Here is a 24,115-nt window from a genome sequence, read left to right on the forward strand (position 1 = left end):
GCGACGCGTATGCGTCGGGGCCGGTTCGGAGGATGACTCTCCGGCCGGCCCCTTCTCGTACGGACGGCGCTCAGGCGGCCGTCATGACCTGGCGGTGCGGCGCGATGATCTGCCCGTCGGGCAGCAGCTCGCCGGTGTCCTCGAAGAGGAGTACGCCGTTGCACAGCAGGCTCCAGCCCTGCTCCGGGTGGTGCGCCACCAGGCGCGCCGCTTCCCTGTCGGCAGAGTCGGATGTCGGGCAGGCTGGTTGGTGCTGGCACATGGGTGGGTTCTTTCGCTGCGGTGTGTGAGTCCTGCGGCTGGATGAAGTGTTCATGGCCGCCCCCCGTATCTGTCGGTCCGATCCCAGTGTTGCCCTACGGGCGTCAATCCGCAGGGATTTCGCGGCAGCTCTTCTTACTGGTTAATGACGTATCACCCGGGCGGACGGTTCAGCTCAACTGAGCTGTCCTTTCGGGTGGTTCAGGGGGGCCGGTTCGGGCTAGTCCGGTCGGGGCGGCAGTGCGCCCCGCGACCGGACGGTCACGGGGCGCGAACAGCGGTCTTTCAGGCCGGCGAGCCGAGCAGCGGCGCGGGGGTGAGCCGCAGGGTCATCACCGGAAGCAGATCGGCGACCCGGTGCGGCCGGTGGGCCGCGATGCCGGGAGGGGCCGGGGCGAGAGGGACCAGGACATCGGTCGGGAGAGGCATGCCCGTCGATGCGTCCGCGTCGGTGTCGCCGTGCAGCCACAGGGCGAGCATGTAGAGCTCGGGGATGGACAGAAGGCGCGGCTGGAAGGCGGTGATCATGGACTCGGCCTGCCGCAGCGCACGTTCGGTGGAGGTGAGATAGGGGCCTTCGAAGAAGTGCGAGAAGGTCCAGCCGTCGGCGGTGAGGGTCGTCTCCGCGGCGGCCACACTTCTCTCTCCGCTGCGGATCAGGAAGCGCCAGCCGGTGAGGCGGGTGCACGGCCGGCCGGCGCTCGGCACGATCCGGTCCAGTACGTGGACGGGGAGCGGCGATTCGGGACTGACAGGTCCCTGGACGGACCTCAGTGCGGGTGTGCGGTCCTCACGGACGGCGGTAGGGGAACCGAGTGCCGCAAGGACGCTGCGGAGGGCAGGCGCGGGAGCCGGGGGGACATGCAGCGGCATGATGGGTCGCCTCTCACTTGGAGACACGGTGAAACGTGGGCAGGTGCGGACGGCACTGTCAGCGTGCGGGGTCAGAGGGGGGCCGGGACAGGCCGCCGGGCGCCAACTCTCTGCCTCGTTTGCGGAGTTTATACGACACGTGTTCTCACATTGTTTCCGCTAGTGCTCGTGCGTATTTCCCGCAAGGCAGGTTCAGGTCTTTCTCCTGCGGAGTTTCAGGGGGTTTTAGCCGACATGTGATGCCGCGGCCTGGGATTTCCTCTACGGGCCGGTAGGCCGAAACCCGTCGGCGTTTTTCACCAGGGGGCCGGGGCTGGAAACTGCGTTCTGCATCATGCCGAGTGAATGTGCCGCCCGGGCGCGCATCCCACAGTAGCGGTCACCGGGCGTTCCCGCCGCGTTATAGATCAGCCAGCCGGGGCATTATCGTCCGTGACGCGAGCGACCAGAGCTGCGTGGAGCCCACTCGAGGAGGGACCCTTCGATGGGGGAGAAGGTCGTGGCAGGCGGCATCGCGCTGTCCGATCGGCAACGCCACCGCCGGAAGTTGCAGCAGTGCCTGGCGGGACTGGCGCGACTGCTGGACGAGAAGAGGTTCGACCGGCCCAAGAATCTCATGGGGCTGGAGATCGAGCTGAATCTCGCAGGCGCCGACGGGCTGCCCCGGATGATAAATGCGGAGGTCCTGGAGCGCATCGCGAGCCAGGATTTCCAGACCGAGCTGGGAATGTTCAATCTGGAAGTGAACATTGTGCCGCACCGGCTCGGCGGACAGGTTCTGGATCAGCTGGGGGAGGAGTTGCGCACCGGGCTCGGATATGCGGACCGGAAAGCGAACGAGGTCGGCGCGGGCATCGTGATGATCGGCATCCTGCCGACCCTCGAGCAGGACGACCTGGTGTCGGCGAACCTCTCCGACGTCGACCGCTACACGCTGCTGAACGACCAGATCGTCGCGGCCCGCGGTGAGGACTTCGCGCTGGACATCGACGGCGTCGAGCGGCTCACCTGCACCTCAGGGTCGATAGCCCCCGAGGCCGCCTGCACCTCGGTGCAACTGCACCTCCAGGTGACGCCCAACCGGTTCGCCGACGTGTGGAACGCGGCGCAGGCGGTGGCCGGGGTTCAGGTGGCGGTGGGAGCCAACTCCCCCTTCCTGTTCGGGAGGGAGCTGTGGCGCGAGTCGCGGCCACCGCTGTTCCAGCAGGCCACCGACACCCGGCCGCCCGAACTCCAGGCCCAGGGCGTACGGCCGCGGACCTGGTTCGGCGAACGCTGGGTGGATTCGGCGTACGAGCTCTTCGAGGAGAACCTGCGGTACTTCCCTCCGCTGCTGCCGATATGCAACGACGAGGATCCGCTGCGGGTGATCGAGGACGGTGGCATCCCCGGGCTCCATGAACTCGTGCTGCACAACGGCACCGTGTACCGCTGGAACCGGCCGGTGTACGGCGTCGCCGACGGCGTGCCCCATCTGCGGGTGGAGAACCGGGTCCTGCCGGCGGGACCCACGGTCACCGACGTGATCGCCAACGCCGCGTTCTACTACGGACTCGTGCGCGCGCTCGCCGAGGAGCCGCGGCCGGTGTGGAGCAGGCTGCCGTTCTCGGCCGCCGCGGAGAACTTCGACGCGGGGTGCCGGTACGGCATCGAGGCGGAACTCAAGTGGCCGCGTCCGGGCCGGGCGGGCGGCATCACCACGGTGCCCGTCGCCAAGCTCGTGCGCGACGAACTGCTGCCGCTGGCCGCCGCCGGGCTCGACGCCTGGAACATCGAGCCGGCCGACCGTGACAAGTACCTCGGGGTGATCGAGGAGCGGTGCAAGCGGCGGATGAACGGCGCGTCCTGGCAGTCGGAGACGTATCACCGTGCGCTGGAGGCCGGCCTGGGGAGGGACGCGGCTCTCGCGGCCACCACACGTCGCTACTGCGAGCTGATGCGTGAGGGCGAGCCGGTCCACACCTGGCAGGTCGGCTTCCCGGGGCCGCGGAACTGAGCTCGAACGGCCGACGGCGCCGCCGGCGACCGGCGCGGGTGACCGTGCCGGTCGTCGGCGTGCGTGCAGGTCCTGTTCGGCGAGTGATCCGCCGGTCCGGGATGCCGCCCGGCCACGGCCGGACGGGACCTGCCTCCCCTCCCCGGCCGTGCGTCGGGCAAGCTGTGACGTCTCAACCTGTGGTGTTGCCCGGTGATGTCCGCCGGCGGCACGAGGATGGGGACGGGACGGGCTCGGTCTATGGGAGGCACGTGTGCAGGCGGATGCGGGACGCGTGGCTGAACCTCTCCCCGGGGAGGGCATGCCGCGGAAGATCTTGCGGTCCGAGATGCTCCTGGTGCTCGCGCTCTCGCTGGGCGCGAGTGGAGTGTCGGCGCTCATCAGCTTCGTCGGATCACTGACGAAACCGGGCGGACTGAAGGACCAGGCGGCCACGCTGAACGGGTCGTACGCGCCGGGCCGCCCCTGGCTCGATCTCTCCTGGCAGCTGTTCGGCATCGCCTCCGCCCTGGTACCGGTGCTGCTGGTGGCCCATCTGCTCCTGCGCGAGGGAGCCGGGATGCGTGCGATCGGCTTCGACCGGAGCCGGCCGTGGTCCGACCTTGGACGCGGCACGCTCGTCGCGGCGGGGATCGGCAGCGCCGGACTCGCCTTCTATCTGGCCGCGCGCGCGTCCGGGTTCAACCTCACCGTCGTGCCGGAATCGCTGCCCGACGTGTGGTGGAAGTACCCGGTCCTGATCCTGTCGGCGATCCAGAACTCCGTGGTGGAGGAAGTGATCGTCGTCGGGTATCTGCTCCGCAGGCTCGACCAGTTGGGCTGGACGCCGATGGCCGCGCTGGCGGCAAGCTCGGTGCTGCGCGGCTCGTACCACCTCTACCAGGGCATCGGCGGCTTCGTCGGCAACATGGTGATGGGCGTGGTCTTCGTCCTGCTGTACCGGCGCTGGGGACGGGTCGGGCCGCTCGTGGCCGCCCACGCACTGCTCGACATCGTGGCTTTCGTCGGATACGGGCTGCTCGCCGGGAAGGTGAGCTGGCTGCCCACGATGTGACGCGGGCGGGGGTGACCAGGGGCGTACGGCGCATGCCGTACGCCCCTCGGTGTCCGAGGCGCGCGGTCAGGGGGCGGTGAGCAGTTCGCCCTCGATGACGGTCACGGCGCTGCCGGTCAGCGCGGTGCGCTCGCCCCGCAGCGAGGTGCGGACCAGGCCCGAGCGGGCGGACGCCTGGAGCCCGGTCAGATCCGTACGCCCGAGACGTGCCGACCAGAAGGGTGCGAGGGCCGTGTGGGCGCTGCCCGTCACGGGGTCCTCGTCGATGCCGACCCGCGGGAAGAAGCACCGCGAGACGAAGTCGTAGCCGGAGGCCGGGTCGGCGGCGGCGGCCGTGGCGATGACACCGCGGTCGGAGACGTCGACGAGGGCCCGGTGGTCCGGGCGCAGCCCCCGCACGGTCTTCTCGTCGGCAACCTCGACGAGGAGATCGCCGATGTGCGGACCCGTGTCGTGCACCGAGAGCACCTCCGCTCCCAGCGCTCCGGCCAGCGAGGGCGGGATCTCGACCGCCGTCAGGGGTGAGGTCGGGAAGTCGAGTGTGATCGTGCCGTTGTCCCCGGCGGTGGCCGTGAGGATGCCGCAGCGCGCGGTGAACCGGACCGTGCCCGTACCGGCACCCGTGGTCCGCAGCACGTGGGCGGTGGCCAGCGTGGCGTGGCCGCACATGTCGACCTCCGTGGCCGGGGTGAACCAGCGCAGCGCCCAGTCGGCGTCCCCGCCGGGCGGCAGGGGATGGGCGAAGGCGGTCTCCGAGAGGTGGACCTCGGTGGCCACCTGCTGGAGCCAGGTGTCGGCCGGGAAGCCGTCGGTGTCCAGCAGCAGGACTCCCGCGGGGTTGCCGGCGAAGGGGCGGTCGGTGAAGGCGTCGACGATTCGAATCCGCATGAGCCGACCGTAGGGGCCGCACAAAGCCGCAGGCCAAGGCCAATCGGGGATCGGCGGCCCGATGGTTATTGTCATGCGAGCTATTCCGATATATCGTTGACGCATCGCGACAGATCAACGATGGAAGGGGCGTAGTCATGCGTTCATCAGGACACGAACACGGTCACCGTCAGGGACACTGCGGACCCGGCCATCAGGGTCGGGGCGACTTCGAAGGGCGCCGGGGAGCGTTCGGTCCGTTCGGACCGCCGTTCGGCGGCGGACCCTTCGGCGGCGGGCGCGGCCGGGGTGGCGGCAGGGGAAGGGCGCGGCGCGGTGACGTGCGTGCCTCGATCCTGGCGCTGCTGAAGGACCGCCCGATGCACGGTTACGAGATGATCCAGGAGATCGGCGAGCGCAGCGGCGGGGCGTGGAAGCCCAGTCCCGGCTCGGTTTACCCGACGCTCCAGCTGCTCGAGGACGAAGGCCTGATCACCAACCAGAGCGAGGGCGGCAAGAAGCTGTTCACGCTCACGGAATCGGGCCGCGCCGAGGCCGAGTCGGGGCCGGACGCCCCGTGGGAAGAGGCCGGGCGCACCGTCGACTGGGACACGGTCAACGAGATCCGGCAGGCCGGCTGGGGGCTGATGGAAGCCTTCGGACAGGTCTGGAAGACCGGCAGCCCCGAGCAGCGGCAGAAGGCCGTCGAGGTCATCAACGAAGCCCGCAAGAAGCTCTATCTGATTCTCGCCGACGAGCACTGAGCCGTGGACGAGTACTGACCCGTGATGGACGGCAGGGCCCCGCGCACCCGCGCGGGGCCCTGTGCCTGTTCATGGGGTGGACGACGGGACATGGGGTGGGTGGCTGGGCGGCGCCGGACGAGGTCGGGCGACCGGGCCGCCCAGCTTGCGCAGTGAGAGGTCAGGCGACCAGGCCGCCCAGCTTGCGCAGTGACTCGTTGAGCGCGGCCGTCGCCGAGTCCTTCAGCTTGCCGGCCATGAGTGAGACCGCCGCGCCCGTGAACTCGCCGTCGATCCGCACCAGCGTCGCGTCGCCCTCCGGTGTGAGCGAGTAGCGGTTGCCGACATTGACGCCCATCGGGCCCTTGCCCCTGATCCCCAGCAGCCTGCCGGCCTCGAACTCGTCCACGGTCCAGGTCACTTCGGCGGGGAAGCCCATCAGCTTCATGTTCTCCTCGTAGGTGGCGCCGACCTCGAGCGTCGTCGGCCCGCCCTTGGGGAAGCTGGTGTGCGTGGCGTTCCACCGGCCGTACCCGGTGAAGTCCGTCAGCTCGGCCCAGACCTTCTCGGCCGGTGCCTCGATGCGTGCCTCGGCGCTGACTTCGGCCATACGACCACCCCTTCGTATCGGGTCACGGTGTCGCGGAACGTAGTCGCAGTGCCGCGAACATTCAATACTGATGAACAGTCAGAAATGCGTGACGGGGTGGCTCCCGCGACGGGCAAGGCGGCGCGCGGCAGTCGGGAAGAACTGTCTCGATCTCATCCGCAGGGAGGAGAAACCGTCCAGGTGTGCCCAACCTCCGTGGGATGCGCAAATGAGTCCCTCCGGGGACGCCTGGGCCCTCAATGGCTGATGAGGTGGGAGATGTGCAGAGCCCTACCCCGTGGCTGCCGCAGCAGCCCGCCGCCACCCGCGCGGAGAACGACGCCCGACTGACCGCGGAACTCGCCTCCGCGCTCGCGAGTGCGCGCCGGCGGGCGCTGCGTGACGGGGACCGGCAGATCGACACCGCGCATCTGCTGCACTCCCTGCTGGAGACCGACGCCGACGTGCGTGCCGCGTTCGGGCCCGGGCCTCAGGTGGCCAGGGTGCTCGGCTATCTCGTGCAGCGCAGCATCGGGTACGGGCTGCGCTGGCAGGGCTCCGTGGAGGACTCGGGTGCGGTGCCCGTCGTCCGCGCCCCGGAGGTGGACACCTCCGGATACTCGCCGTCGGCCGTCGCGGCGATACACAGTGCGCTGGAGGGGGCCGAGCGGCGCGGCGAGGCCCGGGCCGGGGGTGTCGATCTCCTGGCCGCTCTCGCCGCCGACGCGGAGTGCCGTGCCGTGGAGGTACTCGCCAGGGCGGGGGTGGACGCGGCGGCACTGGGCGGGCTGATCGAGGCCGGGCCGCCGGTGGGATCGGGGTCGCGTCTCGACATGTGCAACGGGGTCGACGGTCCTGACGAGCGCTGACATGATGTGCCGATGCAGGCGTCTTGGGGAAGGAACGCCGGCCTGGGACTCGCCCTGGGCTCGGCGTTCGCGTTCGGTGGATCGGGTGTCGCGGCCAAGCCGCTGATCGAGGCGGGTCTCGACCCGCTGCACGTGGTGTGGCTACGGGTGGCGGGCTCGGCGTTGATCATGCTGCCGGTGGCCTGGCGCCACCGTGATCTCATGCGCAGGCGACCTGCCCTCCTCCTCGGCTTCGGGCTGCTCGCCGTCGCGGGCGTCCAGGCGTGCTACTTCGCCGCGATCTCCCGGATCCCCGTCGGTGTCGCGCTGCTGATCGAATATCTCGCGCCGGCCCTCGTGCTCGGCTGGGTCCGCTTCGTGCAGCGCCGGCCCGTCACCCGTGCCGCGGCCGTCGGGGTGGTCCTCGCCGTCGCCGGACTGGCGTGTGTCGTCGAGGTCTGGTCGGGACTGACCTTCGACGCGCTCGGTCTGCTGCTGGCGCTCGGCGCCGCGTGCTGCCAGGTCGGCTACTTCGTCCTGTCCGACCACGGCGGCGACGGCGACAACGCCGCCGACCCGCTGGGAGTCATCGCGTACGGACTGCTCGTCGGCACCGCCGTGCTGACCGTGATCGCCCGGCCCTGGTCGATGGACTTCTCGCTGCTCGGTGGCAGCGCCTCGATGGGCGGGACCGCGGTCCCCGCCGGGCTGCTGCTCGCCTGGGTGGTGCTCGTCGCCACCGTCCTCGCGTACGTCACCGGTGTCGTCTCGGTGCGCAAGCTGTCACCGCAGGTGGCGGGCGTGGTGGCCTGCCTGGAGGCGGTCATCGCCACCGTGCTCGCCTGGGTCCTCCTGCGGGAGCATCTGTCGGCGCCGCAGATCGTGGGCGGTGCCGTGGTGCTGATCGGGGCGTTCATCGCCCAGTCCCAGGCGCCGAAGGCCCCGTCCGGGCCGGTGGCCTCGGGGTCCGTCCCCGCCGTCGCGCCGGATGACGGCGCCGCCGAGGAAGAGCGGTTGTCGGTCGAGAGGGCCGGAACGTAAGGTGGCGATCATGCACTTGACCGTCCTTCCGCCGCCTGCCGCATAACGCGGGCGGCCAGCCGTTGACGAAGACCGGGCTCGGGGTGTCCCCGAGCGGTTCGTCGCTGCCCGCGTGACGGAGCCGAGCGACCACCATCCCGTTCTTCACACGGAGAAGTCACGTGCCGAATCTTTCCTCCACGTCCGCCGTCGGCGTGTCCACGCAAGCCGCCGTTCCGGTGCAGATCCCGCTGCCCGTCGGGCGCAGCCTCCTCTATCTCGTCTTCGCCGGAGTCGCCTGGGGGACCGCCGGGGCGGCCGCCTCGCTGGTCTTCCGGCTGAGTGACCTCGGTCCCCTTTCGCTCTCTTTCTGGCGCTGCGCCGGGGGACTCGTCCTGCTGCTGGGTGCGCTCGCGCTGCGCGCCCGGCGGGGCTCGGTGGGCCGTGCCGCCCGTGCCGCGCATGCCGCCGCCGAGCCGCGGCGGCGCCGGCTGGTGCGGATCCTCGGTACGGGGATCGGACTCACCGTCTTCCAGAGCGCGTACTTCGCGGCCGTGCAGGCGACCGGCCTGGCCGTCGGCACGGTCGTCACCCTCGGCGCGGGACCTGTCCTCATCGCGGTGGGTGCGCGGCTGACCATGGGCGAGCGCCTCGGCCGGGGCGGTGTCGTCGCCGTCACCGGCGCGCTCGCCGGACTGGCGGTCCTCGTCCTGGGCGGTGGGGGCGGCACGGTGCGGCCGGCCGGCGTCGCGCTCGCCCTGCTGTCGGCGGCGGGCTACGCGGCGATCACGCTCCTGACCCGATGGCTGGGCCGGGACGGCAGCGGCGACTCGATGGCCACGACGGCATGGGCGTTCGGCATCGGAGCGGTGGGACTGCTGCCGATGGCCCTCGCCGAGGGCCTGCTGCCGCACACCGACGAACTGGGGCACGTCGTGTGGCTGCTGGCGTACGTCGCCGCCGTACCGACCGCGCTCGCGTACGCGCTCTACTTCGCGGGAGCCGCGGTCGTACGGGCGGCCACCGTGTCGGTGATCATGCTGCTGGAGCCGGTGAGCGCGGCGCTGATCGCGGTGACGCTGCTCGGCGAACATCTCACGGCGGCGACCGTGGTGGGCACGCTGCTCCTGCTCGCGGCGGTGGCGGGACTGGCCGTCGCCGAGACACGGCCGGCGAGGCCGACGGGCTGACGTCGCGGGTGGCCGGGCCGGGGGCCGCGAACGGCCCGGCCCCCGGGCCACCCGGCCCGGTACGGCGCCGCGCCTGCCCGCGTCCGGTACGGCGCCGCGCCTGCCCGGGCCCGGATGCGCGTCTCAGCGCGAGGCGATGTACTCCGGGAGCGCGATCGACGCGTCCAGGTCCTCCGCGGGGATCGCGGGCCCGTACGACGTGCGCAGCGGGAGGACTCCCGTCCAGTGCGGGAGATCCGCGTCCTCCGGCTCGTCGTTCGGGCCGCCGGTGCGCACCTTCGCGGAGACCTCCGTCAGGTCCAGTCGCAGGACCGCCGTCGCCGCCAGCTCCTTCGGGCTGGCGGGCCGGGAGTCCTCGGCGCGGCCCGGCACGACCTGGTCGACCAGGGCGTCGAGGGCGGCACGCTTCTCGGCCGGGTCGGTCACCGGATGGGCCGTCGCGTGGATCACGACCGAGCGGTAGTTGATCGAGTGGTGGAACGCGGAGCGGGCGAGGACCAGCCCGTCGACATGGGTGACCGTCAGACAGACCGGCAGGCCGGGGTCGGGTGCTCCCGCCATGCGCAGCGAGCGCGACCCCGTCGAGCCGTGGACGTACACATGGTCTTCGACGCGGGCGAAGAGTGTCGGCAGCACGACGGGCGCGCCGTCCCGGACGAAGCCGAGATGGCAGAGGTAGGCCTCGTCGAGTATGGAGTGAACCAGCTCGCGGTCGTACGAGGCGCGTTCCCGCGCACGGGTGGGGACGGTGCGTTCCGTCGCTTCGTAGACGTCCGGCATTGCGATCTCCATTGCACTAGTGCATAATGTCGTTTGTGCTAGGAGAGTATCGGATCGAAGGTCGGCGCGCATCGGAGATTGCCGCCAGTGTCGAGCGCGCGGTCGGTGCGGGAGGGCTGGAGCCGGGGCAACTGCTGCCTCCCATGAGGGAGTTGGCGGCCCGTCTTGAGGTGAACCCGAATACCGTCGCCGCCGCCTACCGGACCCTGCGCGAGCGCGGGGTCATCGAGACGGCGGGCCGCCGGGGGAGCCGGGTGCGTCCCCGCCCGGCGAGCACCTCGCGCGGATCCATCCGGGTCGACGCGCCTCCCGGCGTGCGCGATGTCAGCAAGGGGAACCCGGACCCCTCCCTGCTGCCGCCCCTGCGTGAGGCTCTCGCCGCGGCCGCCGCCCGCAACGAACGCGAGCCGGGGCTCTACGGACTGGAGCCCGTGGACGCCGAGTTCGGGCGGCTCGTCCGTGCCGGACTGGACGCCGACGGGGTGCCGGACGGCCCGGTCGCCGTCACCTCCGGGGCGCTCGACGCCATCGAGCGGGTGCTCGCCGCCCATCTGCGACCCGGTGACGCCGTCGCCGTCGAGGACCCCGGCTGGGGAAGCCTGCTGGACCTGGTGACGGCGCTGGGGCTGAAGCCCGTACCCGTGGCCCTCGATGACGACGGTCCGCTCACCGCCGAGGTGGAGCGGGCACTGGAGGCCGGGGCGAGGGCGCTCGTCGTCACCGACCGCGCCCAGAACCCGACGGGCGCCGCGCTCGGCGCGGCCCGCGCCGCCGAACTGCGGGCCGTCCTGGCCCGGTTTCCCCGGACCCTGCTCATCGAGGACGACCACGGCCACGCCATCGTCGATCTGCCGCTGCATCCCCTCGCCGGTGTCACGGACCACTGGGCGTTCGTGCGCTCCGTGGCCAAGGCGTACGGCCCGGATCTGCGGGTCGCGACACTGACCGGCGACAGCGTCACCGTCGACCGCGTCTCGGGACGGCTGGGCCTGGGGCCCGGCTGGGTGAGCAGGCTCCTTCAGCGCGCGGTGGTCCATCTGTGGACCTCGGACGCGGTCGACGTACCGGCGGTGGCGCGGTCCTACGGGAAGCGGCGCGACGCCCTCGTACGGGCGCTGGCGCGGCACGGTGTCGAGGCGTACGGCCGCAGCGGCATGAACGTCTGGGTGCCGGTCGGCGACGAGACGGGCGCGGTGGCGCGACTGCTGCACGCGGGGTGGGCGGTCGCGCCGGGCGCGCGGTTCCGGATGTCGTCGCCGCCCGCGGTACGGATCACCGTCTCGGACCTCGATCCGGACGAGATCGAGGCGGTGGCCGAGGTGCTGGCGGCGACGGTCGGACCGGCTCCCGCGCGCAGCTACGGCTGAGGGGCGGGCGCCCTGGCGGCGGAGGGGGCGTCGGGCGGGCGCACGGACGCGTCCCCGGCCGGTGTCGCGGTCGGTGTCGCGACCGGTGTGGTGGCAGCCGTGACTGGTGCGCCGGCAAACCCCGGTTCGGCCGCGGCCCCCTCCGTCGTCGGTCCGGGGGCGATCGCCGCCGTCCTCGGCCTCGCCCGGCTCTGCGTGAGTGCCGCGCCGGCCAGCACGATCAGGGCGCCCACCGGAGTGTTCCAGCTCAGCTGCTCGCCGAGTACGAGGACGCCCGCCGCGGTGGCGATCACCGGAATGAAGTAGGTGACCATCTGGGCCGTCGTCGGACCGACCTCATGGACCAGGCCGTACTGCACCAGCAGGGCGAACCCGGTGCCGAGTGCGCCGAGCGCGACCACGGCCAGCAGCGGGACGACCGGGAACGACGTCGGCATCGCGGTGAACAGCGGTGTGACCACGGCGAGTTGGACCGTCGCCAGAAGCAACTGCGCGCCCATCAGGGAGAGGTTGGAGTGGCTGCTGCCCGCCAGGGTGCGGCGCACATAGATCCAGCCGACCGGGTAGCTCAGCGATGCGAGCAGCGCCATCGCCGTACCGCCGACGTCGAGGCCCGAGAAGCCCTGCCACGCCCCGAGCACGGTCAGGACACCGAGGAAGCCGATGCCGAGCCCGGCCACCCTGCGCCGGGTCGGACGGTCCTCGGAGAGGGCGACCACGGACAGGACCATCCCCCACAGCGGCGAGGTGGCGTTGCAGATGCCTGCCAGGGTCGAGGGGATCGTGAGCTCGGAGTAGGCGAAGAGGGAGAAGGGCAGGGCGTTGAGCAGGAAGGCGGCCACCGTCAGATGGCCCCAGGTCCGTAGCGAACGCGGCATCCGCTCCCGGCGCACCGACATCGCCACGGCAAGGACCGCGGTGCCGAAGAAGAGCCTGCCCAGGGTCACCTGGAACGGTGCGAATGCCTCGGTGCCGACCTTGATCAGCAGAAAGCTGAAACCCCAGACGGCGGAGAGTGCGGCGAAGCGGATACGCCAGTCGAGCCGGGGCCGGCCGGGAGCGGCCGGGGCGCGGCGGGGGGCCGAGGAGGTCCGGGAGGGAGTGGCGGCGGTCATGACAGCCAGCTTCGTCCCCACAACCTCTTAGAACAAGCGAGAATTTGTTGTGGCATTCGCTTAGCATTGCTTACATGTTGAATCTGGAGCGTCTGCGGACCCTGGACGCGCTGGCCCGCCACGGCTCGGTCAGCGGCGCGGCCGACGGACTGCACGTCACGACCTCCGCGGTCTCCCAGCAGATGGCCAAGCTGGAGCGGGAGGTGGGCCAGCAACTGCTGGCGAAGAACGGGCGGGGTGTCCGGCTCACCGACGCCGGCCAACTGCTCGCCGACCATGCCGCGCGCATCCTCTCCCAGGTCGCGCTCGCCCAGTCCGACATCGAGGCGCGGCGCGGGCAGGTGGTCGGCGAGGTCCGGATCGGCGCCTTCCCGACGGCGGCCCGCGGACTGTTCCCCGCGGCGATCTCCACACTGCGCCGGCAGCATCCCGAACTGGGCGTCCAGTCACGCGAGATGGAGCCGGAGCAGGCCATTCGGCATGTCATCAGGGGAGATCTCGACCTCGCGGTGGTGCTCGACTGGAGCAACAAGCGACTGCCCGTGCCCGGCGGTCTCGCCCAGGCCCATCTTCTCGACGACGCGCCCGACGTGGCGATGCCCGCTGACCACGCGCTCGCCGGCCGCAGTGAGGTCGACCTCGCGGAGTTCGCCGAGGACGAGTGGGTCTCCTGGCCGGCGGGCGAGTTCTGCCACGAGTGGCTGGTCTTCACCCTGCGCTCGCACGGTATCGAACCGCGGATCTCACATCGTGCGGGGGAGCACCACACCCAGCTCGCGCTGATCGCCGCGGGGCTCGGCGTGTGCGTCACGCCCCGGCTCGGCCGGGGCCCGGTGCCGGACGGTGTCGCGCTCGTTCCCGTACGGCAGCAGATGCAGCGCCATGTGTACGCGGTCTGGCGCACGGACGCGGACCGCCGTCCCTCGATCAGGGCGGCGGTGACGGCCTTGCGGGCCGCGGCCGGGTCGGAGCGCTGACACCGCCCTCGATGCCGGCCCCCGTCACCGCCGCCTCGCCGAAGCCTCGGCACGCCGTAGCGTCAGAGAGCGGCCATCTTCCTGAAGTCCCAGGACGCGACGGCGTCGGGCGTGAGCCGCAGCCAGGCGTGCCTGCCGTCGTGGGGCATCTCGTCGAGCCCGAAGTTCTTCCGCGCGAACAGGGCTTCGGGAACGTCCAGTTCGGGGCAGGGCTCGCCCGTCCGCGGGGCCTCGCCGACGAACACCGCGCTGCCGGAGAGTTCCACGCCCCGTAGTTCGCCGTAGTCCTCGCCGTCGTCGACCACGACGGCGAGCCGGGGATCGCGGCGCAGATCGGCCCAACGCCGGCTGCGGGTCAGGGAGTACAGCCACAGCGATGTGCCGTCCCAGGCGAACCACAGCGCGCTGACGTGCGGGCGGCCGTCGGCCGAGACGGTGGCCACGCGACAGGTGCGCTGCTCCGTCAAGAACACGTCCAGTTCACCGGGGCTCATCATGATCCGGCGGCCCCGGCGCTGTTCGACGGCCATGGCGGCCCCTCCCTGTAGCTGACGGCGTGTCAGAAATCATGAGGGCTCTTCCCTCTGCGCGCAATGGAGGCTACTGTCACGCGCCCGGTCCGGCCCATGACACCCGGTCGGTCGGACCGCGACACCCGAGGGGGAGCCGTGCCGAGTGCCGACCAGCTCGCGGAACAGCTCGATCCGGTGACCACGGCGCTGCTCACCGTCGAATGCCAGCAGGGGGTGGTCGGCGACCACAGCGCCCTGCCCGAACTCGCCGCGCAGGCACGGTCGTCGGGCGTACTCCACCAGGTCGCCCGGCTCGTCGCCGGAGCGCACGAGGCGGGCGTCCAGGTGCTGCACGCGGTGGCGGAGCGCCGTCCCGACGGCCGCGGCGCCAACCACAACGCCCGCCTCTTCCGGGCGGCCGGGCGGCTGCCCGTCCAGCAGCACTCCGGCACATCGGCGGTGCGCATCGCCCCGCCGATCGAGGTCGCGGACGAGGACCTCGTCGTGCGCCGGCTGCACGGTCTGTCGCCCATCGCCGGGACGGACGTGGACGCGCTGCTGCGCAATCTCGGCTGCCGCACCGTCATCGTCGTCGGCGTCTCGGCGAACATCGCCGTGCCCAACGCGGTGTTCGACGCGGTGAATCTGGGCTACACGGCCGTCGTGGCCCGGGACGCCGTCGCGGGGGTGCCCGCCGACTACACCCCCGCGATGATCCGCCACACGCTCGCGCTCGTCGCCACGATCGCCACCACCGACGAGGTGCTGGCCTGCTGGAAACGCCCTCGCCGCACCGGGCGGGAGCGGACGGCGTCGGAGGCGGGCTGAGGCCGGGCCGCGCCCGCCCGGATCGTGCCCGCCGGGTCGTATCCGCCGGATCGTGCCCGCCGGGCCGTGTTGCTCAGGCGAGCTTGATCGAGTTTCCGTCGACCGTGATGTCGGCCGGCGGCAGCGGCGTGGTCGCCGGCCCCGCCTTGACGCTGCCGTCGGTCGCGTCGAACTTGCTCTGGTGGCACGGACAGGTGATCACGCCGTCGGCGACATCCTTCACCGCACAGCCCTGATGGGTGCACTTGGAGGAGAACGCCTTGAACTCGCCCGCCCTCGGCTGAGTGATCACCACATCTCCGACGACCTTGCCACCGCCCTCGGGGATGTCGGCGGTCGTCGCGATCACCTTGCCGCCGGTGCCGCCCGTGCTCCCGGTCCCTCCGTCGCCGGGCTGCTCGGACACGGAGCCCCCGCCGTCGTCCGAGCCTCCGCACGCGGTCAGCGCGACGGCGAGACCGGCTCCGCCCGCGGCGGCGACGACAGTCCGACGTGCGATGGTGCGGGACGGCCCCTGTGATCCGGTCATGACTGCTCCTTCTGTCTGTACGGTCCCTGTCGGCCGGACATCAGCCGGTTCCTCGTGATGGTGTACGGGCCCCTCTTCGGCAGCGTTCAGATTCTCAAAGTTTCAAGGACTTTCTCAGGAAGTCGGTCTCCCACAGCAGAAGGCTGCTCGCCTGGTCCTGTTGCGTGACCATGTGGGTCGCCCCCGACAACGGGAGCACACTGTGGGGCCTTCCGGCCGCGAGCAGGGCCGATGAGAAGCGCAGCATATGGGCGAGAACCACATTGTCGTCCGCCACCCCGTGCACCAGAAGCAGCGGCCTTCTGAGCTGATGGGCGAACGGGACGAGTGAACTGCGCTCGTACGTCTCGGGGGTGACATCGGGGTGCCCGAGGAAGCGCTCCTCCCAGTGCGTGTCGTAGAGCCGCCGGTCCGTCGGGGCGGCGCCGGCGACGGCGGCGTGGAACACCTCGGGGTGGTGCAGCACCGCTCCGGCCGCCAGATATCCGCCGTAGGACCAGCCACGGATCGCGACCGCGTCCAGATCGAGGAAGGGATGCCGCTCCGCCGCCGCGTGCAGGGCGTCGATCTGGTCGTCGAGCGCGGGCGTCAACCGGTCTCCCCGGACCGCCTTCTCCCACTCCCTGCCCCGGCCGGGCGTGCCCCGGCCGTCCGTCACGAGCACCGCGAAGCCCTGCTCGGCGAACCACTGCGACACGGCCGTCCACCACCCTCCGGCCCGGACGACGATCTGCATGCCGGGACCCGCGTACGGGTTGAGCAGCACCGGCAGTCGCGCCGAGCCCGGCTCGTACCAGGAGGGGAGGTAGAGCCGGCTGCGCAGTTCACGCCTGCCGAGCGAGAGGAACACCGGCCGGGGGGTGACGAGCGGTTGCTCGGCCAGTACGGCGATCCGCCCGGCCGGACGGCCCGCTTGGACGACGGTCACCGTGCGGCCCTCGTCCGTGACGCTGTCCAGGACCACGGTGTCCCCGCCGACGCAGGCCGTGTGCACACCGGCGCCTTCGCTGAGGCGAACGAAACCGGACGCCGGGTCGTAGCACCAGACATGGACCTCGGTGGGGTCCTCGTTCGCGGTGAACCACACCCGCTCGCCCACCGTGCCGACCACCGCGCGGACGTGCAGTCCGGCCGGGGAGGCATCGTCGCCGACGCGCAGCCCCCGCGTCCCGTCCGGGCGGACGAAGGTGCGGATGGGAGTGCCCGGCGAGCTGCGGCCGGGGGCGCCCGGCACCAGGTCAACCCACGCCGGATCGCGCCGTGTGTGCAGGACCTCGGTCGCGCCCGACTCCGGATCGACGGCCAGCAGCTGGGCGGTGCGCTGGTCGCGTGTCTGGACCTCCACCAGCGGGCCGAGCGCGTCCCACGACACCGCGGTGACGTAGTCGAAGGCGGTGTCGGTCCAGGTCCCCGGCTCGTGGGTCTCCGCGTCCGCGGCGGCCGGCAGCCGTACGGCCGTGGTCCGGTCGGTGCCGTCGAGGCGCACGATGTGCAGGGACACCTCGGCGTTCGCCGTCCCCGCCGCCGGGTAGCGGACCGATCGCGGCTCCTTGGCCGGCTCGGACGGGTCGCCGATGTACCAGCGCTGGACGCGGGAGTTGTCCACCCGGGCCACCAGCAGGGCGTCCGAGCCGGGTGACCACCAATAGCCCCGGGACCGTCCGATCGACTCGGCCGCCACATGGTCCGCGAGGCCCCAGGTCACCTCCGGCTCCTCCGGGCCGGCGAGCAGCCGGTCCTCCGATCCGTCGGTCCGCACGGCACGCAGTGCACCCCCGGTGACGTACGCGACGGCCGTGCCGTCCGGCGACGGACGCGGATCGACCACCGGGCCGGCCGTGGCGATCCGGCGGGGTGCGCCTCCGTCGGTCCGTACCGTCCACAACTCACCGCCCAGCGCGAAGGCGACGAGTACCCCGCCGGCGTCGGTCGCGTAGGACACCACTCCCGAGGACGTCACCCGGGCGCGTTCCCTGCGGACCTTCTCGGCCTCGGGTTCCTCCTCCCGCCCGCCGAGCGCTGCCGGATCGGCGAGTACGCGCTCCCTGCCCGCCTCGTGGATCCACAGCCGGCTCACCGGGTCGTCGCCGGCCGTGCCGCGGACGAAGAGCACACGCAGGCCGTCGGGCGAGACGGTGAAGAGCCGGGGGACACCGAGGGAGAAGCGGCGGGTACGGGCCAACTGGCGGGGGAAGCCGGGGGCTTCGACGTGATCACTCATGGGGCATCGTGCTCAGGTTCCGGAGGAGCGGAGCAAGCGAATAAGCTCGCGATCTTGCCCCTGGCCCCGAAGTACTGTGGGGCCATGCTCCCCGAAGTCACAGCGACCCGCTATGTCACGCCCCTGCGTGAGGGCGGCTCACTCCCCGGCATCGTCGAGGCCGACGATCTCGGCACGTACGTCATGAAGTTCACCGGCGCGGGGCAGGGCCGCAAGACCCTGGTCGCCGAGGTCATCTGCGGCCGGCTGGGCCGCCGGCTCGGTCTGCGCGTGCCCGATCTGGTCACCATGCAGCTCGACCCGGTCATCGGCCTCGGCGAACCCGACCAGGAGGTGCAGGAGCTGCTGAAGGCGAGCGGCGGACTGAACCTCGGCATGGACTTCCTGCCGGGCTCGATCGGCTTCGACCCGCTGGCCTACGAGGTGGACCCGGCCGAGGCCGGCAAGGTCGTCTGGTTCGACGCGCTGATCAACAACGTCGACCGCTCGTGGCGCAATCCCAACATGCTGGTGTGGCACGGGGACCTGTGGCTCATCGATCATGGAGCCACCATGATCTGGCACCACAACTGGCCCGGGGCGGCCGCCTCGGCCGCCAAGCCGTACGACGCGTCCGACCACGCGCTCGCGCCGTTCCGGCCCGACATCGCCGCCGCCGCTGCCGAGCTCGCACCGCTCGTGACGGAGGAACTGCTGACCGAGGCCGCCGCGGACGTTCCCGACGAGTGGCTGGTCGGCGAGCCCGGCTTCGAGACCACCGATGCCCTGCGGCGCGCCTATGTCGAGCCGCTGCTCGCCCGCGCGGCCACCATCCACGAGCGGATCACGCTGACCGCGCCCTCCAAGCCCCGGCCCTCCCAGGCCCCCGGCTGGCTGACCGGGCATCCGACCCCCTGGCCGCACCCGGCCAAGGCACAGAAGGCGGCGGGCGAATGAGCGGGCGTGAGGTCTTCGAGTACGCGGTGCTGCGGGTCGTGCCCCGTGTGGAGCGCGGTGAGTTCTTCAACGCGGGCGTGGTGGTCTACTGCCGGGCCCGGTCCTTCGTCGCCGCCCGTACGCACCTGGACGAGGTGAAGCTCAAGGCGCTGGACCCGCATGCCGATGTGACGGGAGTACGAGCCGCTCTGCACGCCGTCGAGGGCGTCTGCCGGGGCGGGGACGACGCGGGTCAGGCGTCCCGCGACGACGCCGGCCGCCGGTTCCGCTGGCTGATCGCACCGCGCTCGACCGTCGTCCAGCCCGGCCCGGTGCACACCGGGCTGACCGCCGATCCGCAGGCCGAGGCCGAACGGTTGCTGGAGCTGCTCGTACGGTGAGTGACCCGGCGCACGCGGTGGGCCGTTGACACCGCGTGCCATGGCTTCTAGCGTCTCGTCTGCTGAAGGTACTAAGCGGTCGCTCATCCGTCGGGACGTACCGGATGAGCCGCATCCAAGGGCGAGGAGAACCAGCATGTCCACCACCGAGCAGCGCGTCGCTGTCGTGACCGGCGGGGCGCGCGGCATTGGCGCAGCCACCGCGGTCCGGCTGGCGGCCGAGGGCCGTGCCGTAGCCGTACTCGACCTCGACGAGGCGGCCTGCAAGGACACGGTCGAGAAGATCACCGCGGCGGGCGGCACGGCGCTCGCCGTCGGCTGCGACGTCTCCGACAGCGCTCAGGTGGAGGCCGCCGTGGCGCGCGTCGCCGCCGAGCTCGGCGCGCCGACGATCCTCGTGAACAACGCGGGCGTGCTCCGCGACAACCTGCTCTTCAAGATGAGCGAGTCCGACTGGGACACCGTCATGAACGTGCACCTCAAGGGCGCGTTCCTGATGGCCAAGGCGTGCCAGAAGCACATGGTCGACGCCGGCTTCGGCCGTATCGTCTCGCTGTCGTCCAGCTCGGCGCTCGGCAACCGCGGCCAGGCCAACTACTCCGCCGTCAAGGCCGGTCTCCAGGGCTTCACCAAGACCCTCGCCAAGGAGCTCGGCAAGTTCGGCATCACCGCCAACGCCGTCGCGCCCGGGTTCATCGTCACCGAGATGACGGCCCAGACGGCGGAGCGCGTCGGCATGGGCTTCGAGGAGTTCCAGGCCGCCGCAGCGACGCAGATCCCGGTCCAGCGCGTGGGGTACCCCGAGGACATCGCCGGCGCCATCGCCTTCTTCACGGGCGACGACGCCGGTTTCGTCTCCGGCCAGGTGCTGTACGTCGCCGGCGGACCGCTCAACTGAATCGGGAGACGACGAACATGACCGCAGAAGTACCTGACAGCGGAAAGGTCGCGCTGGTCACCGGCGCGAGCCGCGGCATCGGCTACGGAGTCGCCGAGGCGCTCGTCGCCCGCGGCGACCGGGTGTGCATCACCGGCCGTGGCGAGGACGCCCTCAAGGAGGCCGTGGAGAAGCTCGGCGCCGACCGGGTGATCGCCGTCCCGGGCAAGGCCCACGACGAGGCCCACCAGGCGGCCGCGGTGGAGCGCACCATGGAGGCGTTCGGCCGGGTCGACTTCCTGGTGAACAACGCCGGCACCAACCCGGTCTTCGGGCCGATGGCCGATCTCGATCTGAACGTCGCGCGCAAGGTCTACGAGACCAACGTGATCTCGGCCCTCGGCTTCGCCCAGCAGACCTGGAAGGCGTGGCAGAAGGAGAACGGCGGTGCGATCGTGAACATCGCGTCCGTCGCCGGCATCTCGCCCTCGCCCTTCATCGGCGCGTACGGGATGAGCAAGGCGGCCATGGTCAATCTGACCCTCCAGCTGGCCCATGAGTTCGCCCCCGGCGTGCGGGTGAACGCGATCGCGCCCGCCGTGGTCAAGACGAAGTTCGCCGAGGCGCTGTACGAGGGCCGGGAGGCCGAGGCGGCCGCGGCCTACCCGCTGGCACGGCTCGGTGTGCCCGAGGACATCGGCGGTGCCGCCGCGTTCCTCACGTCGGACCAGTCGGACTGGATCACGGGCCAGACTCTGGTCGTCGACGGCGGTATCTTCCTCAATGCGGGCGTGCACTGAGCGAACTGAACCGTTTTGTTCATGAATGAACCAAGTGCCCTGCCGGGCTTTTAGGTTGACCCGGCAGGGCGCTGCGGTATGGTCGGCCGACCCATGGCTGAACGAGGAGCGTGCACGTGTTCTACCGGACCTGTCTGCAGGCCGCTGCAGCCCTAGCGTCCATATCTCTGCTGGCGGGATGCGGTCTGTTCTCCGATGCGGAAGCGGACGGCAAGCAGAAGATTTCAGTCGGTACGACGAGTGAGCCCACGACGCTCGATCCTGCCGCTGCCTGGGACGGTTCGTGGGAGTTGTTCCGAAACGTCTTCCAGACGCTCGTCAGCTTCCCGACCGGCAGTACGACGCCGCAGCCCGATGCGGCGAAGAAGTGCCAGTTCATGGATCCGGCCAACAAGGTCTTCGAGTGCGAGCTGCGCTCGGGGCTGAAGTTCTCCAACGGTGACACGCTCGACGCCGCCGCCGTGAAGCACTCGATCGACCGGATCCAGAAGATCGATGTGCAGGGTGGCCCCAACGGTCTGCTCGGTTCCCTCGACAAGGTCGAGACGTCCGGCGACCGTGTGGTGCGCTTCCGCCTGAAGTCCCCGGACGCCACGTTCCCGTTCATCCTCGCCACGCCCGCCATGTCGATCGTGCCGCCGAAGGAGTACCCGGCGGACAAGCTCCGCGAGGACGGCGGGCTGACCGGGTCCGGTCCCTACGTGCTGGACTCGTACAACAAGGGCGACAAGGCGGAGCTGACCCGCAACGACACCTACGAGGGCTTCGCCAAGCGCAAGAACGACGCCGTCACGATCCGTTACTTCGGTGACTCCGACGTGATGGTCAAGTCCCTCAAGAAGAAGGAGATCGACGCGATCTACCGCGGTCTGACCGCGCCCGAGGTCGTCGAACTCCAGCAGAAGCTCCCCGAGAACGATCACCTGCAGCTCGTCGAGACCGTCGGCGCCGACATCCGCTACCTGGTCTTCAACTCCAAGGACCCGATGGCGGGCAAGCTGCCCGTGCGGCGCGCGATCGCCCAGATCGTGGACCGCGGCGCGCTGGTGAACAAGGTCTACCAGGGCACCTCCGAGCCGCTGTACTCGATGGTTCCGAAGGGCATCGCGGGCCACACGACGGAGTACTTCGACCGCTTCGGCGATCCGAGCGTGGCCAAGGCCAAGGACATCCTGGAGGACGCCGGCATCGACAAGCCGGTGCCGCTGACCTTCTGGTACACCACCGACCGTTACGGCTCGGCGACGGCGCTGGAGTTCCGCGAGCTCAAGAGGCAGCTGGACGCGTCCGGTCTGTTCAAGATCACGATCCAGGGCAAGTCGGAGAAGGAGTTCCAGCAGGGCTACAAGTCCGGCTCCTACCCCGTCTTCGGCCGTGGCTGGTTCCCGGACTTCCCGGACCCGGACAACTTCATCGCGCCGTTCGTCGGCGAGAAGAACGTGCTGAGCACGCCGTACGAGAACAAGGAGATCACCGACACGCTGCTGCCCGCCTCCCGGCGGGAGAGCGACCGTGGCGCGGTCACGACCGAGTTCGAGCGGGCCCAGGAGATCCTCGTCGACGACGTCCGGCTGCTGCCGCTGTGGCAGGGCAAGCTGTACGTCGCCGCCAGCGAGGAGATCGGCGGTGGCGAGCTCGCCCTCGACCCGCAGACGGTCATGCAGATGTGGGAGCTGTACCGCAAGGCCAGCTGGTAGGACCCGTTGTCAGTGCCTCCGGGTAGGTTCTGTGGTCGGTAAGTGATCGCATCCCGGAGGTTGTTGACGTGACCGACACCGACATGCTGCCCGAGTCCTGGCGCGGCGTCCTCGGCGACGAGCTGCAGAAGCCGTACTTCAAGGAGCTCGTCGACTTCGTCGAGGACGAGCGCGCCAGGGGCCCGGTGTACCCGCCGCGCGAGGAGGTCTTCGCCGCGCTGGACGCCACGCCCTACGACCGGGTCAAGGTGCTGGTGCTCGGCCAGGACCCGTACCACGGCGAAGGGCAGGGCCACGGGCTCTGCTTCTCGGTGCGGCCGGGCGTCAAGACCCCGCCCTCCCTGCGGAACATCTACAAGGAGATGCAGGCCGAGCTGGGCCTCCCGATCCCGGACAACGGCTATCTGATGCCGTGGGCGGAGCAGGGCGTGCTGCTGCTCAACGCGGTGCTGACCGTTCGCGCCGGCGAGGCCAACTCCCACAAGGGCAAGGGGTGGGAGAAGGTGACGGACGCGGTGATCACCGCCGTGGCCTCGCGCCCGGACCCGGCCGTGTTCGTCCTGTGGGGGAACTACGCGCAGAAGAAGCTTCCGCTGATCGACGAGCAGCGCCATGTGGTGGTGAAGGGCGCCCACCCCTCACCGCTGTCGGCGAAGAGGTTCTTCGGATCCCGGCCGTTCACCCAGATCAACGAGGCCGTCGCCGCACAGGGCCACGCGCCCATCGACTGGCGTATCCCCGACCTCGGCTGACCGTTCGCGCACCCGGCTGACAGGCACGGGCCACCTGCCCGAGCCTGTGCGGCATTGTCGGTGGCGGCGGCTAGCGTCGTGATCGTGGCGTCAGGCCGAGCGGCCGGCGCCACGGTCGCACGTCGGGCGCACGGATGCGGGAGGCGGCAGTGGTGGAGCAGCAGGAGGCGTCGGGGGACGCCGTCATGACCCGGATCGGGCAGGCGATCATGCTGTTGCACGGCGGTGACCGCGAAGAGGCCCGCAATCGCTTCGGCACGCTGTGGGCGGAGATCGGCGACGCGGGGGAACCCCTCCACCGGTGCACCCTCGCGCACTACATGGCGGACACCCAGGACGATCCGGTGGACGAGCTGGAGTGGGACCTGCGGGCACTGGCGGCGGCGGAGGGGCTGAGCGAGCAGCGGACCGCCGCCCACCAGGCCGGGCTCGCGGTGCGGGCCTTCTACCCCTCGCTCCACCTCAACCTCGCCGCCGACTATGTGAAGCTGCACCGGCCGCAGGCGGCCCGGATCCATCTTGACCGGGCTCGCTCCGCGACCGACGCTCTCGGCGACGACGGATACGGCCGAGGGGTCCGCGCGGCCATCGAACGCCTGGAGCTGAGGCTGCGCACCGACTGAGGCGCACGGGTCCCGTGCCGCCGGGTCCCGCCAGGCGTGCCGGCAGGGCTCTGGGCCGCGTCGGCGGGCCCGGGCCGGGATCAGGACCCTGCGCTGCCGGGAAGGGGCCGGAGGGCCGTGCAGGGCCCCGGGCGGACCGGCGGGCGCCGACCGATCGGGCCGGAATCCTCCGCATGCCAGTGGGCCGGCTCAACGTCCGTATGCCTCCCGGCAGATGCGTGCCTGCGCGCTGTCCGGTCGCCAGCTCCCGTAGCCCTCGCTCAGGGCGCAGACGTCGGGC

Annotated in this window: 25 protein-coding genes; 16 read left to right on the plus strand and 9 right to left on the minus strand. The window is 71.0% G+C overall.

What is annotated here, in order from left to right:
* Nucleotides 1-70: 70 nt before the first annotated feature.
* Together RPQ07_RS31335 and RPQ07_RS31340 are read right to left on the minus strand one after the other, a co-directional pair.
* Nucleotides 71-262 (minus strand): DUF5999 family protein, encoded by a 192-nt coding sequence (locus RPQ07_RS31335; RefSeq protein ID WP_313947578.1) that lies wholly within the window; start codon nt 260-262, stop codon nt 71-73.
* A 284-nt stretch (nt 263-546) separates the two neighbouring features.
* Nucleotides 547-1,134, minus strand: a complete 588-nt coding sequence (locus tag RPQ07_RS31340; RefSeq protein WP_313947579.1) for a hypothetical protein — start codon at nt 1,132-1,134, stop codon at nt 547-549.
* A 484-nt stretch (nt 1,135-1,618) separates the two neighbouring features.
* Here RPQ07_RS31340 and RPQ07_RS31345 point away from each other — a divergent pair, with 484 nt between their 5' ends.
* Nucleotides 1,619-3,130, plus strand: a complete 1,512-nt coding sequence (locus tag RPQ07_RS31345; RefSeq protein ID WP_313947580.1) for a glutamate-cysteine ligase family protein — start codon at nt 1,619-1,621, stop codon at nt 3,128-3,130.
* Nucleotides 3,131-3,431: 301 nt separating this feature from the next.
* Nucleotides 3,432-4,184 (plus strand): CPBP family intramembrane glutamic endopeptidase, encoded by a 753-nt coding sequence (locus RPQ07_RS31350; RefSeq protein WP_313947581.1) that lies wholly within the window; start codon nt 3,432-3,434, stop codon nt 4,182-4,184.
* A gap of 66 nt (nt 4,185-4,250) precedes the next feature.
* Here RPQ07_RS31350 and RPQ07_RS31355 read toward each other — a convergent pair whose 3' ends face one another.
* Complete coding sequence (locus tag RPQ07_RS31355; protein ID WP_313947582.1) at nt 4,251-5,072, minus strand: PhzF family phenazine biosynthesis protein; 822 nt, start codon at nt 5,070-5,072, stop codon at nt 4,251-4,253.
* A gap of 137 nt (nt 5,073-5,209) precedes the next feature.
* Between RPQ07_RS31355 and RPQ07_RS31360 the strand changes: the two genes are divergently transcribed.
* On the plus strand, nt 5,210-5,815 hold the full coding sequence (locus RPQ07_RS31360) for a PadR family transcriptional regulator (protein ID WP_313947583.1): 606 nt from the start codon (nt 5,210-5,212) through the stop codon (nt 5,813-5,815).
* A 160-nt stretch (nt 5,816-5,975) separates the two neighbouring features.
* Here RPQ07_RS31360 and RPQ07_RS31365 read toward each other — a convergent pair whose 3' ends face one another.
* Nucleotides 5,976-6,404, minus strand: a complete 429-nt coding sequence (locus tag RPQ07_RS31365; RefSeq protein WP_313947584.1) for an SRPBCC family protein — start codon at nt 6,402-6,404, stop codon at nt 5,976-5,978.
* Between the two features lie 260 nt (nt 6,405-6,664).
* Here RPQ07_RS31365 and RPQ07_RS31370 point away from each other — a divergent pair, with 260 nt between their 5' ends.
* The 3 genes from RPQ07_RS31370 to RPQ07_RS31380 all read left to right on the plus strand — a co-directional run bounded on the left by RPQ07_RS31370 (nt 6,665) and on the right by RPQ07_RS31380 (nt 9,441).
* Nucleotides 6,665-7,252, plus strand: coding sequence for a Clp protease N-terminal domain-containing protein (locus tag RPQ07_RS31370; RefSeq protein WP_313947585.1), 588 nt, complete (start codon nt 6,665-6,667; stop codon nt 7,250-7,252).
* Nucleotides 7,253-7,264: 12 nt separating this feature from the next.
* Nucleotides 7,265-8,272, plus strand: a complete 1,008-nt coding sequence (locus RPQ07_RS31375) for an EamA family transporter (protein ID WP_313947586.1) — start codon at nt 7,265-7,267, stop codon at nt 8,270-8,272.
* Nucleotides 8,273-8,466: 194 nt separating this feature from the next.
* Nucleotides 8,467-9,441: a DMT family transporter gene (locus RPQ07_RS31380; RefSeq protein ID WP_413777855.1), complete on the plus strand. Its 975-nt coding sequence runs from the start codon at nt 8,467-8,469 to the stop codon at nt 9,439-9,441.
* A 123-nt stretch (nt 9,442-9,564) separates the two neighbouring features.
* Here RPQ07_RS31380 and RPQ07_RS31385 read toward each other — a convergent pair whose 3' ends face one another.
* On the minus strand, nt 9,565-10,233 hold the full coding sequence (locus tag RPQ07_RS31385) for a pyridoxamine 5'-phosphate oxidase family protein (RefSeq protein WP_313947587.1): 669 nt from the start codon (nt 10,231-10,233) through the stop codon (nt 9,565-9,567).
* A 23-nt stretch (nt 10,234-10,256) separates the two neighbouring features.
* On the opposite strand from RPQ07_RS31385, the gene RPQ07_RS31390 reads away from it, so the two are divergent.
* Nucleotides 10,257-11,588 (plus strand): aminotransferase class I/II-fold pyridoxal phosphate-dependent enzyme, encoded by a 1,332-nt coding sequence (locus tag RPQ07_RS31390; protein ID WP_313947588.1) that lies wholly within the window; start codon nt 10,257-10,259, stop codon nt 11,586-11,588.
* Here the strand turns inward: RPQ07_RS31390 and RPQ07_RS31395 are convergent.
* Nucleotides 11,579-12,703, minus strand: a complete 1,125-nt coding sequence (locus RPQ07_RS31395) for a DMT family transporter (RefSeq protein WP_313947589.1) — start codon at nt 12,701-12,703, stop codon at nt 11,579-11,581. The genes RPQ07_RS31390 and RPQ07_RS31395 overlap by 10 nt on opposite strands.
* A 74-nt stretch (nt 12,704-12,777) precedes the next feature.
* Here RPQ07_RS31395 and RPQ07_RS31400 point away from each other — a divergent pair, with 74 nt between their 5' ends.
* Nucleotides 12,778-13,680: a LysR family transcriptional regulator gene (locus RPQ07_RS31400; RefSeq protein WP_313947590.1), complete on the plus strand. Its 903-nt coding sequence runs from the start codon at nt 12,778-12,780 to the stop codon at nt 13,678-13,680.
* Nucleotides 13,681-13,742: 62 nt separating this feature from the next.
* Here RPQ07_RS31400 and RPQ07_RS31405 read toward each other — a convergent pair whose 3' ends face one another.
* Nucleotides 13,743-14,210, minus strand: coding sequence for a pyridoxamine 5'-phosphate oxidase family protein (locus RPQ07_RS31405; RefSeq protein ID WP_313947591.1), 468 nt, complete (start codon nt 14,208-14,210; stop codon nt 13,743-13,745).
* Between the two features lie 138 nt (nt 14,211-14,348).
* On the opposite strand from RPQ07_RS31405, the gene RPQ07_RS31410 reads away from it, so the two are divergent.
* Entirely contained in the window at nt 14,349-15,020 is a 672-nt protein-coding gene (locus tag RPQ07_RS31410; RefSeq protein WP_313947592.1) for a cysteine hydrolase, read from the plus strand.
* Between the two features lie 73 nt (nt 15,021-15,093).
* Here RPQ07_RS31410 and RPQ07_RS31415 read toward each other — a convergent pair whose 3' ends face one another.
* Together RPQ07_RS31415 and RPQ07_RS31420 are read right to left on the minus strand one after the other, a co-directional pair.
* On the minus strand, nt 15,094-15,549 hold the full coding sequence (locus tag RPQ07_RS31415; protein WP_313947593.1) for a Rieske (2Fe-2S) protein: 456 nt from the start codon (nt 15,547-15,549) through the stop codon (nt 15,094-15,096).
* Nucleotides 15,550-15,643: 94 nt separating this feature from the next.
* The gene (locus tag RPQ07_RS31420; RefSeq protein WP_313947594.1) at nt 15,644-17,770 is read right to left on the minus strand and encodes a S9 family peptidase; all 2,127 of its coding nucleotides are present in this window, start codon (nt 17,768-17,770) and stop codon (nt 15,644-15,646) included.
* 84 nt (nt 17,771-17,854) lie between these two features.
* Here RPQ07_RS31420 and RPQ07_RS31425 point away from each other — a divergent pair, with 84 nt between their 5' ends.
* The 7 genes from RPQ07_RS31425 (at nt 17,855) to RPQ07_RS31455 (ending at nt 23,835) form a co-directional block, all read left to right on the plus strand.
* The gene (locus RPQ07_RS31425; RefSeq protein ID WP_313947595.1) at nt 17,855-18,706 is read left to right on the plus strand and encodes a HipA family kinase; all 852 of its coding nucleotides are present in this window, start codon (nt 17,855-17,857) and stop codon (nt 18,704-18,706) included.
* Entirely contained in the window at nt 18,703-19,086 is a 384-nt protein-coding gene (locus tag RPQ07_RS31430; RefSeq protein ID WP_313947596.1) for a DUF3037 domain-containing protein, read from the plus strand. The genes RPQ07_RS31425 and RPQ07_RS31430 overlap by 4 nt, the downstream gene beginning before the upstream one ends.
* Before the next feature lie 136 nt (nt 19,087-19,222).
* The gene (fabG, locus tag RPQ07_RS31435; protein ID WP_313947597.1) at nt 19,223-19,984 is read left to right on the plus strand and encodes a 3-oxoacyl-ACP reductase FabG; all 762 of its coding nucleotides are present in this window, start codon (nt 19,223-19,225) and stop codon (nt 19,982-19,984) included.
* Between the two features lie 17 nt (nt 19,985-20,001).
* Nucleotides 20,002-20,763, plus strand: a complete 762-nt coding sequence (locus RPQ07_RS31440) for an SDR family oxidoreductase (RefSeq protein ID WP_313947598.1) — start codon at nt 20,002-20,004, stop codon at nt 20,761-20,763.
* A gap of 116 nt (nt 20,764-20,879) precedes the next feature.
* Nucleotides 20,880-22,460: an ABC transporter substrate-binding protein gene (locus RPQ07_RS31445; protein WP_313947599.1), complete on the plus strand. Its 1,581-nt coding sequence runs from the start codon at nt 20,880-20,882 to the stop codon at nt 22,458-22,460.
* Between the two features lie 68 nt (nt 22,461-22,528).
* On the plus strand, nt 22,529-23,212 hold the full coding sequence (locus RPQ07_RS31450) for a uracil-DNA glycosylase (RefSeq protein ID WP_313947600.1): 684 nt from the start codon (nt 22,529-22,531) through the stop codon (nt 23,210-23,212).
* A gap of 149 nt (nt 23,213-23,361) precedes the next feature.
* On the plus strand, nt 23,362-23,835 hold the full coding sequence (locus RPQ07_RS31455) for a hypothetical protein (protein ID WP_313947601.1): 474 nt from the start codon (nt 23,362-23,364) through the stop codon (nt 23,833-23,835).
* Nucleotides 23,836-24,115: the final 280 nt, after the last annotated feature.

This window comes from Streptomyces sp. AM8-1-1, from assembly GCF_032229325.1.
GTDB classification, from domain to species: domain Bacteria; phylum Actinomycetota; class Actinomycetes; order Streptomycetales; family Streptomycetaceae; genus Streptomyces; species Streptomyces achmelvichensis.